Here is a 12,745-nt window from a genome sequence, read left to right as displayed (position 1 = left end):
TTTCGACGGCGGAGCCGTTCGGGCGATCAGCGCCACGCAGACGGTCCTTGTCAGGGTCGGAGTTGAGAAGATGCATCTCTGGGCCTTGGCCTTGCTGGGCGAAAATTCTATAGTTGCGACGCAATAGAGAAGAAATAATTTTCTCTTTGCGGGCGCTGAACGAGACATATATAGAAAATAATTCCAGTCAACCCTGAAGTGGGGGAAGCGAGTTTCGCATGCGATTTCTGCCCGTGTTTCTCGATCTGCAAAGCGGCGTGGTGCTGCTCGTCGGAGCCGGCGACCTTGTGCGCGCGAAGCTGCGCCTCTTGGCATCGGCCGGCGCAAACATTCGCTGGTATGCGACCGACGGCAGCCATGACGTTTCGGGGCTCGATGCGACCGCTGCCGCGCGGATCGAACGCGCAACAGGCGATCCGCTCACGGCTGATCTTGCGGGCGTCATCGCGGTGCTCTGCGCCGGCGCCGGTGATATCGGCGTTGCGATGTCAGTGCGCGCGAAAGCGGTCGGTCTGCCCGTCAACGTGATGGACGATCTCGCCCATTCCACGTTCATCTTTCCCGCGATTGTTGATCGCGGCGACGTCGTCGTCGCCGTCGGCACCGGCGGTGCATCGCCGGTGGTGGCACGCCGCGTGCGTGAGCGCATCGAAGCGGTGCTGCCGGCGCGCATCGGCGATCTCGCGTCCTTCATCGGCAGCTTTCGCAAATCGATGCACGCGCGCATTCCCGAATTCGCGTTGCGCCGCCGCTTCTGGGAGCGCGTGATCGACGGCCCGATCGGTGCGCTCGTGCTGGCCGGGCGCAAGAGCGAGGCTGAAAAAGCGCTGAACGAAATCACTGATCCCTCCGCGTTTGCCGGCGCGAGCAAGAACGGCAAGGCCGAGGGCAGGGTGACGCTGGTCGGCGCGGGGCCGGGCGATCCGGATCTGCTCACCATCAAGGCGCTGCGCGCGCTGCAGGATGCCGACGTGGTTTTCTACGACGAGCTGGTGTCGCCGGAAATTCTCGATCGCGTGCGCCGCGATGCTTCGCGCGTTCCGGTCGGCCGCCGCGTCGGCAAGCCCGGCATCGGCCAGGATGCGATCAACAAGCTGCTTATCAAGGCTGCCAAGGCTGGACAGCGCGCGGTGCGGCTGAAGGGCGGCGATCCCTTCATCTTCGGCCGCGGCGGCGAGGAGATCGAAGTGCTGCGCGCCGCAGGCGTTACCTATTCGGTGGTGCCGGGCATCACCGCAGGCCTCGGCGCTGCCGCGCAATTCGAAGCGCCGCTGACCTTCAGGCGTGAGGCGCTGCGCATCACTTTCCTGACCGCGCACAAGGCAAAGGATGCCGAAGCCGTCGACTGGTCGGTGCTGACAGACAAGAAGATGACCATCGTGGTCTATATGGGCATGACCGCCGCACCGTCAGTCCGCGCAGGCCTGTTGGCTGCCGGCCGGTTGCCGCAAACGCCCGTCGGCGTGTTCGCGCGGGTGACGCGGCCGGATGCGCAGGCCGTGGTCGGGACGCTCGGAAATCTTCCCGCGCTGGTCGAAAAAATCGATAGCGGCCCCGCCATCCTCATCATCGGCGACGTGGTCGCGCATTCCGCGCCGTGGCGCCAGTCCAACGTCAATCAAGTCATCTCGAAACTATTGGATGCTGCCGAATGACCTCTCCGCTCGAACAAAAGAAAATCAGAATCACGGGGCCCTCGGTGGTGACCGCCAATCGCACCTGGGATGGCGTCGTGGTCTACCGGACCGCACAACAGGGTTGGTCGACCGCTCTGTCCGACGCTGCGATCGTGAGCACTTCGGATGATGCGCGTGCGTTGCTCGCCGAAAGCGCGGCCGATGACGTCGGCGCGGTCGGTGCCTATATCGCGCCGGTCGAGCTCAACGGCGGGGTGGTCAAGCCCGGCAATCTCCGCGAACACATCCGGTCGAAGGGCCTCACCATCGACCTTCTTCCGGCCTGAGGCTGATCCATCATGTACGCATATGACGAACTCGATCGCACGCTGATTAACGAGCGCGTGTCTGAATTCCGCGATCAGGTGAAGCGCCGCCTCTCCGGCGAACTCACCGAGGACGAATTCAAGATGCTGCGGCTGCAGAACGGCGTGTATTTGCAACTGCACGCCTATATGTTCCGCGTCGCGATTCCCTACGGCACGCTATCATCGAAGCAGTTGCGGCGGCTCGCCCATGTTGCCCGCCGCTACGACCGCGGCTACGGCCATTTCACCACGCGGCAGAACATCCAGTTCAACTGGATCAAGCTCGCCGAACTGCCCGATGCGTTGGCCGAACTCGCCGAGGTCGGTATCCACGCGATGCAGACCTCCGGCAACAATATGCGCAACGTCACCTCGGACCAGTGGGCGGGCGTGGCGCCCGGCGAGGTCGAGGATCCCCGCATCTGGTCGGAGATCCTGCGCCAGCACACCACGCTGCATCCGGAATTCTCGTTCCTGCCGCGCAAGTTCAAGATCGCGATCACCGCGTCCGAGCACGACCGCGCCGCGATCAAGATCCACGACATCGGCCTGCGCCTGCACAAGAACGCCGACGGCGAGACCGGTTTCGAGGTGCTGGTCGGCGGCGGCCTCGGCCGTACGCCGTTCATCGCCAAGACCATCAAGCCGTTCGTCCACGGCCGCGACATTCTCAGCTATGTCGAGGCGATCCTGCGCGTCTACAACCAGTACGGCCGCCGCGACAATATCTACAAGGCGCGCATCAAGATCCTGGTGCATGAGCTCGGCATCGAGAAGTTCGCGCGTGAGGTCGACGAGGAATGGAGGCAGATGGGTCACAGCGCCCTGACGCTCGACCATTCCGTCATCGAGGAGGTGCGTTCGCGCTTCTCCTATCCGGCTTACGAGAAGCTGCCGCACATGCCGGACGAGCTGAAGCAGGCCGCGCATGATCCGCTGTTCGAGCGCTGGCGCAAGAACTCGGTGGCCCCGCACAAGGTGCAGGGCTACTCGATCGTGACGCTGTCACTGAAGCCGGTGGGCGGCCCGCCCGGTGATGCCACCGCCGACCAGATGGACGCGATCGCCGATCTCGCCGACAAATATTCATTCGGCGAAATCCGCGTCGGCCACGAGCAGAACCTGGCGCTGCCGCATGTTGCCAAGCGCGACCTGCCGCAATTGTGGAAGGCGCTCGACCGTCTCGGGCTCGCCACGCCGAACGTCAATCTGGTCACCGACATCATCGCCTGCCCCGGACTCGACTACTGCTCGCTGGCCAATGCGCGCTCGATTCCGATCGCACAGGAATTGACGCGCCGTTTTGCCAACCACGACACTGCCGACATGATCGGCCGGCTACACATCAACATCTCCGGCTGCATCAACGCATGCGGCCATCACCACGTCGGCCATATCGGCATTCTCGGCGTCGAGAAGAACGGCGAGGAATTTTACCAGATCACGATCGGCGGCCGCGCCGACGAGAACGCGCAGATGGGCGTGCTGATCGGTCCGGCCGTCCCCTATGCGGAGGTTGCCGACGTGATCGAAGACATTGTCGAAGCCTATCTCGCGCTGCGCGACCGTCCCGAGGAATTGTTCGTGGATACAGTCAAGCGCCTCGGCGTCGAGCCATTCAAGGAGCGGGTCTATGCCACTCGTTAAGAACGGAAGAATCACCACGGATATGTTCGTCCATGTTGCCGACGGCGCCGAATTGCCGGGCGACGGAGCGGTCCTCATTTCGGCGGCGCGGTTCCTTGAAGATCCGGAAGCCATTCTCAAGCGCGCCGGCAAAACCGGCGTGATCTGGCCGAACAGTCGCGCCGTCGACGACCTGGTGCCCCATCTCGATCGCCTGGCTGCCGTCGCACTGGTGTTCCCGACGTTCCGCGACGGCCGCGCCTACAGCCAGGCGCGCCTGTTGCGCGAGCGGCATGGCTATGACGGCGAGCTGCGCGCCACCGGCCAGGTGCTGCGCGACCAGTTCGTGTTCATGTCGCGCGCCGGCTTCGACGCGTTCGAGGTGAAGAAGGATGCCGACGCCGACGCCTTTGCCGAGACCATGAAGCGCTATTCGGTGTTCTACCAGCCGACCGGCGATGGCCGCGTCACCGCGCTGAACCGGCGGATGCAGTTGCGTCATTCGGAGAGTGCCGGCCAGTGACCATGATCTCACAGCATGCCGTCGCCGTGGACGCGGCGATCCTTCATTCGGCGCAGACGCTCGACCGTACCTTGCGCGACGCCTCGCCGTCGCATGTCATTGAGACCGCGCTGAAGACCGTCGGCCGCGAGCAGCTTGCGCTGGTGTCGTCGTTCGGCACGGAATCGGCAGCGTTGCTCAAGGTGATGGCCGATGTCGATGCCGCGATTCCCGTGATCTTCCTCGATACCGGTTGGCTGTTTGAGGAGACGCTCGCTTATCGCGATACGCTGATCGCGACGCTAGGCCTTCGCGACGTTCGCTCAATCAAGCCCTTGGAAGAAGCGCTCTCGCGCCAGGATCCCGATCGCGAATTATGGTTTTCCGATCCGGACGCCTGCTGCCGTATCCGTAAAGTGGAGCCGCTGGCGCGAGCGCTCAAACCGTTTTCGGCCTGGATCAACGGGCGCAAGCGGTTTCAGGGCGGCGCCCGCGCCGAGATCCCCGTCGTCGAGGAAGACGGAGCGAGGCTGAAGTTCAATCCGTTCGCCAACGTGTCGCGCGAAGAGATCGAGGCGATCTACAAGCTCGCCAAATTGCCGCCGCATCCGCTGGTCGCCTCGGGCTACCTGTCGGTCGGGTGCATGCCGTGTTCGAGCCGGACGGCGCCGGACGAGGACGCCCGGGCCGGCCGCTGGCGCGGCAGACCCAAGACGGAATGCGGCATCCACACGACGAAGACTTCGTAGAGTCTGGACTTCGTAGGACAACGAAGCTGCGGAACCGCAAACAATGAAATGCGGTTTCGTTGACTAAGCGGCCTTTCGTCGCGACTTATGCGTTCGTGGTTGATGATAATGTTTCGTCAAGCCGAATGGAGATCAACGATGATCCGTCGCATTCTGCCGCTTGTTGCCGGATTGCTCTGGGCGAGTTCGGCCTTCGCTGCCGATTACACCCTGCTCAACGTGTCCTACGATCCGACGCGCGAGCTGTACGCCGATTTCAACAAGGCGTTCGCGGCGGCCTACCAGAAAGAGAACGGCAAGAGTGTCGAGATCAAGCAGTCGCATGGTGGCTCGGGCTCGCAGGCGCGCGCGGTAATCGACGGGCTACAGGCGGACGTCGTCACGCTGGCGCTGGCCTATGACATCGACGCCATCGCTGCGAAGGGGCTGGTGGCGCCGGACTGGCAGAAGCGGCTGTCGCTCAATGCCTCACCCTACACCTCGACGATTGTATTCCTTGTGCGCAAGGGCAATCCCAAGGCGATCAAGGATTGGGACGATCTGGTCAAGCCCGGCGTGCAGGTGATTACGCCGAACCCGAAGACCTCGGGCGGCGCGCGATGGAATTACCTGGCGGCTTGGGGTTTTGCCGAAAAGAAGTTCGGTTCCGCCGACAAAGCGAAGAAATTCGTTGCCGATCTCTTCAAGAACGTGCCGGTGCTCGATACCGGCGCGCGCGGCTCGACGGTAACTTTTGTCGAGCGCGGCGTCGGCGACGTGTTGCTGGCGTGGGAGAACGAGGCGTTCCTGGCGCAGCGCGAATTCGGCAAGGACAAGTTCGAGATCGTCGCGCCGCCGCTGTCGATCCTCGCCGAGCCGCCGGTGGCGGTCATCGATAAGGTTGCCGACAAAAAAGGCACCCGCGCCGTCGCCGAGGCCTACCTGAAATATTGGTACACCAAGCAAGGTCAGGAAATAGCCGCGCGCAATTCCTATCGTGCGCGCGATTCCGAAATCGCCAAGGAATACGAAAAATCTTTCGCCAAGGTCGAACTTTTCACGATCGACGACGTTTTCGGTGGTTGGACCAAGGCGCAGAAAGATCACTTCGGCGAAGGCGGCATCTTCGACCAGATTTACAAGAATTGATCTGGCCAACGGCCAGCCGTAGCAGAAGCAGGGGGATTTGTGAGCACAGCGGTCGCACGGCGCACGAGCTTGCCCGGGTTCGGTTTGACCATGGGCCTGACCCTGACGTGGCTCTCCGTCATCATCCTCATTCCCCTCGCCGGCCTGTTCCTCAAGACGCTCGAGCTTTCGCCCGCGCAGTTCTGGGAAATTCTCACCAGCCGCCGCACGCTGAATGCGCTGAAGATTTCGTTCGGCCTCTCCTTTGCCGCGGCCTGCGTCAACCTGGTGATGGGCACCATCATCGTATGGGCGCTGGTGCGCTACCGCTTTCCGGGCCGACGGCTGTTCGACGCGATCGTTGACATACCTTTTGCGCTGCCGACCGCGGTGGCGGGTGTGGCGCTGACGCAATTGTTCGCACAGAAGGGATGGCTCGGGGCGCCGCTGGCTGAGCTCGGCATCAAAGTGGCGTTCACGCCGATCGGCATATTCATCGCGATGGTCTTCATCGGCATTCCCTTCGTGGTGCGAACGGTCCAGCCCGTCCTGATCGATCTCGATCCGGAAATCGAGGAAGCGGCCGCAAGCCTCGGCGCCAACCGCTGGCACACGGTTTTCCGAGTGATTTTGCCGAGCCTGATTCCGGCGCTGCTGACCGGGTTTGCGCTGGCGTTCGCGCGCGCGGTCGGCGAGTATGGCTCGGTGATCTTCATCGCCGGCAACCTGCCGAATGTGTCGGAGATCGCGCCACTGCTGATCGTGATCCGGTTGTCCGAATTCCGTTACGCCGATGCGACAGCGATTGCCGTCGTCATGCTGCTGGCTTCGTTCGTGATCATCTTCGCCGTCAATCGCCTGCAACGCTGGGCACAAACCCGCATCCCCGCGCATTGAGAGCCGATCGATGTCGATGCAAACGAACGTTGTGACTCCGGCGACGCCGCTGAAGGCCTACGCGTCAACGGCGGGCGTTGCCATTTCCCCGCCGTCGCGCCACGAGGCGCGCGAACGTCCGCGGGCGATTGCTTCGCCCAAGGATTTGCGGAGCGAGCCCGGACCGGTCCGCTTTATCATCATCGCGCTTGCCGTCAGCTTCCTCACTATCTTTGTCGTGCTGCCTTTGGTCGTGGTGTTCGCATCGGCCTTGTCGAAAGGTTTCGGCACCTATTTCGCCGCACTGGCCGAGCCGGAGGCGCTGTCGGCAATCCGGCTGACCCTGCTGGTGGCGGCAATTTCGGTTGGTCTCAATCTGCTGTTCGGGGTGATCGCGGCCTGGGCGATTGCAAAGTTCGATTTCCGCGGCAAAACCTTCCTGGTCACGCTGATCGACCTGCCGTTCTCGGTTAGTCCGGTCATTTCGGGCCTCGTCTTTGTGCTGCTGTTCGGCGCGCAGGGCTATTGGGGCACCTGGCTGCAGGCGCACAACGTCCATATTCTGTTCGCCGTGCCGGGCATTGCGCTCGCGACAATCTTCGTGACATTTCCATTTGTGGCCCGCTCGCTGATCCCGCTGATGCAGGAGCAGGGCACGCAGGAGGAGGAAGCCGCGATCTCGCTGGGAGCGTCAGGCCTGCAGACCTTCTTCCGCGTCACTCTGCCCAATATCAAATGGGGCCTGTTGTATGGCGTACTGCTGTGCAATGCGCGCGCCATGGGCGAGTTCGGCGCGGTATCGGTGGTGTCGGGCCATATCCGCGGCGAGACCAATACCATGCCGCTACTGGTCGAGATCCTCTACAACGAGTATCAATTCGTAGCCTCGTTTGCGATTGCCTCGTTGCTGGCGATGCTGGCCCTGATCACGCTGGTCGTGAAAACGGTTCTCGAACAGCGCCTGGACGAAGGACAAACCCCAAGGGACGATTCAAGTGACCATTGAAGTCAAAAATATCGTCAAGAAGTTCGGCGCATTCGCAGCCCTCGACAATGTCGATCTGAAAGTCGGCAAGGGCGAATTGCTGGCGCTGCTCGGCCCGTCCGGTTCGGGCAAGACGACGCTGTTGCGCATCATTGCAGGCCTAGACTGGCCCGACGCCGGCGAGGTGAGGATCGATGGCGAGGATGCACTCGGTCACGGCGCAAGCGAGCGCCATGTCGGATTCGTGTTTCAGCATTACGCGCTGTTCCGCCACATGACCGTGTTCGAGAACGTCGCCTTTGGTCTGCGCGTGCAGCCGCGCGCCATCCGCAAGGACGAGGCCACGATCCGCGCCCGCGTCAAGGAATTGCTCGACCTGGTGCAACTCGACTGGCTGGCGAACCGCTATCCCAGCCAGTTGTCGGGCGGCCAACGGCAGCGCATTGCGCTCGCCCGCGCGCTAGCGATCGAGCCGCGCATCCTCTTGCTCGACGAACCGTTCGGCGCGCTCGATGCAAAGGTGCGGAAAGAACTGCGGCAATGGCTGCGTTCGCTGCATTCCGAAATCCACGTCACCTCGATCTTCGTCACCCATGACCAGGAGGAGGCGCTGGAAGTCGCCAACCGCGTGGTGGTGATGGACAAGGGCCGCATCGAACAGATCGGCACGCCCGGCGATGTCTATGACAATCCCGCAACGGCTTTCGTCCACGGTTTCATCGGCGAGTCGATCGTGCTGCCGGTGGAGGTCTCGGGCGGCTCGGTGCGGCTCGGCGGCCGGCCGCTCAATATCGCCGCCTATGGTGCCGCCTCCGGCGCCTCAAAGCTGTTCGTCCGCCGCCACGACATGCAGATCGGCCCCGCCGGAACCGGCTCGCTGGAGGGGGCGGTGCGCCATGTCCGCTCGTTCGGCCCGATCCAGCGGGCGGAGATCGCCTTGACGGGCGGCGAGGGCAAGACCGTGATCGAGATCGACGCGCCCCGGGACCGGGAACTCCAGGCCGGCGAAATCATCAGCCTGCAACCCCGCCGCTACCGGATCTTTGCCGCCCAAGAGTGATTTCGTGTAGCCCGGGTGAAGCGCAGCGCAACCCGGGGGCTCCTTCCACGCGGACGGACCTTCCCGGATTGCGCTCCGCTCCATCCGGGCTACGAACCACGATTTCCGCGGCCGGTCTGTCTCCTAATCGCTTCCCGTTCACCATTCAGCCACTGTTGGTATGCAACAAGCGGCCATCCAGGCTTAGGGACTCTTGGGGGATTCTTTCAGTGAAACGGGCGACCACCGCCATTATCGGCCTATTGCTGCTTGCCGGCTGCTCGGCAGACGTCAAGATTCCGGAACAGCCGGCCATGTATCTCGACATGGCCCAACCCGGCGCCACGCTCGACCCTGTGGCGGCGGCGATCCTGATCTCGCAATATCGCCAGAACAACGGCCTCGGCGTCGTCGTAGTCGATCCCGAGCTGATCAAGCTCGCCGAGCAGCAGTCGCAGGCGATGGCGGCCCGCAACAAGATGGATCACAATGTGAAGGGCCCGCTGGAGAAGCGGCTGGGGGCTTCAGGCTATCCGGCGAAGCTTGCGGTCGAGAATATCTCGGCCGGCTATCACACGATGGCGGAAGCCTTTTCTGGCTGGCGCGACTCGCCGCCGCACAAGGCCAATATGCTCAAGAACGGTGTCACAAAATTGGGCATCGCGGCGGTTTATGCTCCAAACACTAAATATAAGGTGTTCTGGACGCTCATTCTGGCGTCGACCTGACGCCGACGCCTGATATCGGAGTGGCACTTCACAAGGCGATAAACTCGGCGTGATCCTTGCTTTGATCTCGCCGATTGACGCGGCTGCGAAGTGCCGCCACGGTGCCGGCATATTCGCCCTCTGATTGACGGTCACGATGGATTATTCCAATTCCGCGCCAGCAACCACGCCCGCGATGGCGCAGCGTGTGCTGGTCCTGCAAGGCGGCGGCGCGCTCGGCTCCTACCAAGCGGGTGCCTTTCAGGCGCTGTGCCGCTCGGGGTTCGAACCTGAATGGATCGCGGGCATTTCGATCGGCTCCGTCAATGCCGCGATCATTGCCGGCAACGAAGGCGAAAAGCGCGTCGATCGGCTGAAAGAATTTTGGGAGATGGTGTCATCTCCGGTGCCATGGAAGCCTGTCGCGCCAGGCGACCGCGCGCGCTCGCTGTTCAACGAGACCAGCGCCGCGCTGATTGCGACCTTCGGCGTACCGGGCTTCTTCACACCGCGCATTCCGCCTGCCCCTTTGTGGCCGCCGGGTACCCCGCAATCGCAGAGCTATTACGACACCGCGCCGCTGAAGAAAACGCTGGAGCGGCTGGTCGACTTCGACCGCATCAACGATCTGAAGACACGGCTCAGCGTCGGCGCGGTCGGCGTAACTTCGGGCAACCTGAAATATTTCGACAACTTCGAGCTCAGGAAGCTCGGCAAAAAGATGGGCCCGGAGCACATCATGGCCTCCGGCGCGCTGCCGCCCGGTTTTCCTTCCATCGAGATCGACGGCGAGCACTATTGGGACGGCGGCATCGCTTCCAACACGCCGCTCGATTACGTGCTGGGCGCAGAAACCAACCGCGATCTCCTGATCTTCCAGGTCGATCTGTTCAGCGCGCGCGGCGAATTGCCGACGTCGTTGCTGGAAGCTGCTGAGCGCGAAAAAGATATCCGCTATTCCAGCCGCACCCGCATGGCTACCGATAAGAACAAGCAGGTGCACAATGCGCGGAAGGCGCTGCGCGAATTGCTTGGAAAATTGCCCGATGATCTCAAGAACGATCCGTCGGTGGCAGTTCTCTGCAACGCGGCCAAGGAAAACACCGTCACCGTCGTGCATCTGATTTACAAGAGCAAGAACTACGAAACTTCATCCAAGGATTACGACTTTTCGCACGTCGCCATGGTCGAACACTGGAACGCAGGCGTCCGCGACGTTCATCTGTCGATGCGTCACAAGGATGTGCTGGAGCGTCCGCAATCCGGCCAGACCATGACGGCCTACGATATGACGAGGGATGTTTGGAAGACCGCCGCAGGCAAGCAGGAGTGAATGGAATGGGTACGTTAAAAGGCAAGACCGCTGTCGTGACCGGCTCGACAAGCGGCATCGGATTGGCTTACGCACGCGCTTTTGCCGCCGCCGGCGCTAACGTTGTGCTCAACGGCATGGGCGTGCCGGCCGATATCGAGCGCGAGCGTTCCGGCATCGAAACCGACTTCAGGGTCCGCGCGGTGCACTCGCCCGCCGACATGACCAAGCCCGCCGAGATTGCCGAAATGATTGCGCTTGGCGAGAAGACGTTTGGTTCGGTCGATATCCTCGTCAACAATGCCGGCATCCAGTTCGTCTCGCCGATCGAGGAGTTTCCGCCCGAGAAGTGGGAAGCCATTATCGCCATCAACCTGTCGTCGGCATTTTACGGCATCCGTGCCGCAGTTCCCGGCATGAAGAAGCGCGGCTGGGGCCGTATCATCAACACGGCTTCCGCGCATTCGCTGGTGGCGTCGCCGTTCAAGGCGGCCTATGTCTCGGCCAAGCACGGCATTGCCGGGCTCACCAAGACGGTGGCGCTGGAGCTTGCGACGTTCAAGATCACCTGCAACTGCATCAGCCCCGGTTATGTCTGGACGCCGCTGGTGGAAAAGCAGATTCCCGAGACCATGAAGGCGCGCAACCTTACCAAAGAGCAGGTCATCAACGACGTGCTGCTGCAGGCGCAGCCGACCAAGGAGTTCGTGACGTCGGAGCAGGTCGCGGCGCTGGCGCTGTTCCTGTGCAGCGACGATGCTGCCCAGATCACCGGCGCCAATTTGTCGATCGACGGCGGTTGGACCGCGGCATAGCAATTGCGAACAGCCCGGGAAGCGCGCCTAGAGCCCGGTTCTGATTGAATCAGAACCGGGCTCTAGACTTTTGCTTTGACGCGTTTTCTTGACGCGAACCGGTGTCCACTTCGCTGGAAAACGCTCTAATGGGCGGTGCTCCCGGTGACGGCTGCGATACTCTCCTGCGAAAAATGCAGCTCATTGAAGCCGAGCTTGCTGGCGACCAGAACCAGAACTGAAGCCAGCACCACTCTCAGCACCGTCTCTGGCACGCGAACCGCGCAGTAGCTGCCGATCACGATGCCGGGCAAGGATCCGATCAACAGCACGCCCATCAGCGCCCAATCGACCGACCCCAGCGCCCAGTGCCCGATGCCGGCTACCAGCGTCAGCGGCACCGCATGTGCGATGTCGGAGCCGACGATGCTCGCCATCGGCAGGCGCGGATAGAGCAGCAGGAGCGCGGTGACGCCGACTGCGCCGGCGCCGACGGATGAGATCGAGACCAGCACACCGAGCGCCACGCCGACCATCACAGTCGCGCGGTCGGTGGTCGCGGCATCGAACCCCTCCATGCGCCGGCGATAGCGCTCCATGATCGCCTTGCGAAAGATCAACGACGTCGCCGTAAGGAGGAGTGCAAAGCATAGCACCAGATTGATCAGGCTGCGCCCGGAATCGCTGTTGAGGTCGAGTTGCCACAGCAAGAGCAAGGTAACGATGCTTGCCGGGATGCTGCCGCTGGCGAGACATATCACTGCCGGCCAGTGAATGCTGCGTGCAAAGCCATGCACCAGGCTGCCGCCCGTCTTGGTCGCCGCGGCGTAGAGAAGGTCGGTGCCGACGGCAGTCGACGGGTGGACGCCAAATAGCAGGATCAGCAACGGCGTCATCAGCGAGCCGCCGCCGACGCCCGTCATCCCGACCAGCACGCCAACGCCGAAGCCCGAGGCAACGTAAAGTGGATCAATCATTTCCGGGGGCAAGTTCCATTTCGCATGTGCAAGTATATATCAAGGCAAGGAATAAACGTCCTATCGATGGCGGGCGATCGGGCGAAA

13 protein-coding genes are annotated in these 12,745 nt (G+C 62.4%); 12 read left to right on the top strand and 1 reads right to left on the bottom strand.

The features are described 5' to 3' along the window. The first annotated feature begins 218 nt into the window (after nucleotides 1-218). The 12 genes from cysG (at nucleotide 219) to IVA95_RS13990 (ending at nucleotide 11,702) form a co-directional block, all read left to right on the top strand. On the top strand, nucleotides 219-1,655 hold the full coding sequence (gene cysG / locus IVA95_RS14045) for a siroheme synthase CysG (protein WP_247511017.1): 1,437 nt from the start codon (nucleotides 219-221) through the stop codon (nucleotides 1,653-1,655). Further along, nucleotides 1,652-1,963: a DUF2849 domain-containing protein gene (locus tag IVA95_RS14040; RefSeq protein ID WP_247511016.1), complete on the top strand. Its 312-nt coding sequence runs from the start codon at nucleotides 1,652-1,654 to the stop codon at nucleotides 1,961-1,963. The genes cysG and IVA95_RS14040 overlap by 4 nt, the downstream gene beginning before the upstream one ends. A gap of 12 nt (nucleotides 1,964-1,975) precedes the next feature. Next, complete coding sequence (locus IVA95_RS14035; protein ID WP_065726706.1) at nucleotides 1,976-3,631, top strand: nitrite/sulfite reductase; 1,656 nt, start codon at nucleotides 1,976-1,978, stop codon at nucleotides 3,629-3,631. Then, the gene (locus tag IVA95_RS14030; RefSeq protein WP_247511015.1) at nucleotides 3,618-4,133 is read left to right on the top strand and encodes a DUF934 domain-containing protein; all 516 of its coding nucleotides are present in this window, start codon (nucleotides 3,618-3,620) and stop codon (nucleotides 4,131-4,133) included. The genes IVA95_RS14035 and IVA95_RS14030 overlap by 14 nt, the downstream gene beginning before the upstream one ends. A 2-nt stretch (nucleotides 4,134-4,135) precedes the next feature. Then, nucleotides 4,136-4,861, top strand: a complete 726-nt coding sequence (locus IVA95_RS14025) for a phosphoadenylyl-sulfate reductase (protein WP_247511085.1) — start codon at nucleotides 4,136-4,138, stop codon at nucleotides 4,859-4,861. Nucleotides 4,862-4,999: 138 nt separating this feature from the next. Next, nucleotides 5,000-5,989 (top strand): sulfate ABC transporter substrate-binding protein, encoded by a 990-nt coding sequence (locus IVA95_RS14020; protein WP_247511014.1) that lies wholly within the window; start codon nucleotides 5,000-5,002, stop codon nucleotides 5,987-5,989. A gap of 69 nt (nucleotides 5,990-6,058) precedes the next feature. After that, the gene (gene cysT, locus IVA95_RS14015) at nucleotides 6,059-6,865 is read left to right on the top strand and encodes a sulfate ABC transporter permease subunit CysT (protein ID WP_256470202.1); all 807 of its coding nucleotides are present in this window, start codon (nucleotides 6,059-6,061) and stop codon (nucleotides 6,863-6,865) included. Between the two features lie 16 nt (nucleotides 6,866-6,881). Beyond that, nucleotides 6,882-7,850 (top strand): sulfate ABC transporter permease subunit CysW, encoded by a 969-nt coding sequence (cysW, locus tag IVA95_RS14010; RefSeq protein WP_247511084.1) that lies wholly within the window; start codon nucleotides 6,882-6,884, stop codon nucleotides 7,848-7,850. Next, on the top strand, nucleotides 7,840-8,889 hold the full coding sequence (locus IVA95_RS14005) for a sulfate ABC transporter ATP-binding protein (protein WP_247511013.1): 1,050 nt from the start codon (nucleotides 7,840-7,842) through the stop codon (nucleotides 8,887-8,889). Before cysW ends, IVA95_RS14005 begins: the two co-directional genes overlap by 11 nt. Before the next feature lie 209 nt (nucleotides 8,890-9,098). Beyond that, nucleotides 9,099-9,596, top strand: a complete 498-nt coding sequence (locus tag IVA95_RS14000; RefSeq protein WP_247511012.1) for a CAP domain-containing protein — start codon at nucleotides 9,099-9,101, stop codon at nucleotides 9,594-9,596. A gap of 136 nt (nucleotides 9,597-9,732) precedes the next feature. Continuing rightward, on the top strand, nucleotides 9,733-10,908 hold the full coding sequence (locus tag IVA95_RS13995) for a patatin-like phospholipase family protein (protein ID WP_247511011.1): 1,176 nt from the start codon (nucleotides 9,733-9,735) through the stop codon (nucleotides 10,906-10,908). 5 nt (nucleotides 10,909-10,913) lie between these two features. Further along, the gene (locus tag IVA95_RS13990; RefSeq protein ID WP_247511010.1) at nucleotides 10,914-11,702 is read left to right on the top strand and encodes a 3-hydroxybutyrate dehydrogenase; all 789 of its coding nucleotides are present in this window, start codon (nucleotides 10,914-10,916) and stop codon (nucleotides 11,700-11,702) included. A gap of 125 nt (nucleotides 11,703-11,827) precedes the next feature. Here the strand turns inward: IVA95_RS13990 and IVA95_RS13985 are convergent, their stop codons facing one another. Next, the gene (locus IVA95_RS13985) at nucleotides 11,828-12,658 is read right to left on the bottom strand and encodes a sulfite exporter TauE/SafE family protein (protein ID WP_247511009.1); all 831 of its coding nucleotides are present in this window, start codon (nucleotides 12,656-12,658) and stop codon (nucleotides 11,828-11,830) included. Between the last annotated feature and the right edge of the window lie 87 nt (nucleotides 12,659-12,745).

The sequence above is a fragment of the Bradyrhizobium sp. 157 genome (assembly GCF_023073815.1).
In the GTDB taxonomy this organism is placed as follows: Bacteria; Pseudomonadota; Alphaproteobacteria; order Rhizobiales; family Xanthobacteraceae; genus Bradyrhizobium.
This window is presented reverse-complemented; position numbering and strand designations above follow the sequence as displayed.

Bases quoted from the DNA above. Each gene is read 5' to 3' on its own strand.
- IVA95_RS14020 (WP_247511014.1), top strand. From the start codon at position 5,000: ATGATCCGTCGCATTCTGCCGCTTGTTGCCGGATTGCTCTGGGCGAGT.
- IVA95_RS13985 (WP_247511009.1), bottom strand. From the start codon at position 12,658: ATGATTGATCCACTTTACGTTGCCTCGGGCTTCGGCGTTGGCGTGCTG.
- cysG (WP_247511017.1), top strand. From the start codon at position 219: ATGCGATTTCTGCCCGTGTTTCTCGATCTGCAAAGCGGCGTGGTGCTG.
- IVA95_RS13990 (WP_247511010.1), top strand. From the start codon at position 10,914: ATGGGTACGTTAAAAGGCAAGACCGCTGTCGTGACCGGCTCGACAAGC.
- IVA95_RS14030 (WP_247511015.1), top strand. From the start codon at position 3,618: ATGCCACTCGTTAAGAACGGAAGAATCACCACGGATATGTTCGTCCAT.
- IVA95_RS14025 (WP_247511085.1), top strand. From the start codon at position 4,136: ATGATCTCACAGCATGCCGTCGCCGTGGACGCGGCGATCCTTCATTCG.
- IVA95_RS14040 (WP_247511016.1), top strand. From the start codon at position 1,652: ATGACCTCTCCGCTCGAACAAAAGAAAATCAGAATCACGGGGCCCTCG.
- IVA95_RS13995 (WP_247511011.1), top strand. From the start codon at position 9,733: ATGGATTATTCCAATTCCGCGCCAGCAACCACGCCCGCGATGGCGCAG.
- cysW (WP_247511084.1), top strand. From the start codon at position 6,882: ATGCAAACGAACGTTGTGACTCCGGCGACGCCGCTGAAGGCCTACGCG.
- IVA95_RS14035 (WP_065726706.1), top strand. From the start codon at position 1,976: ATGTACGCATATGACGAACTCGATCGCACGCTGATTAACGAGCGCGTG.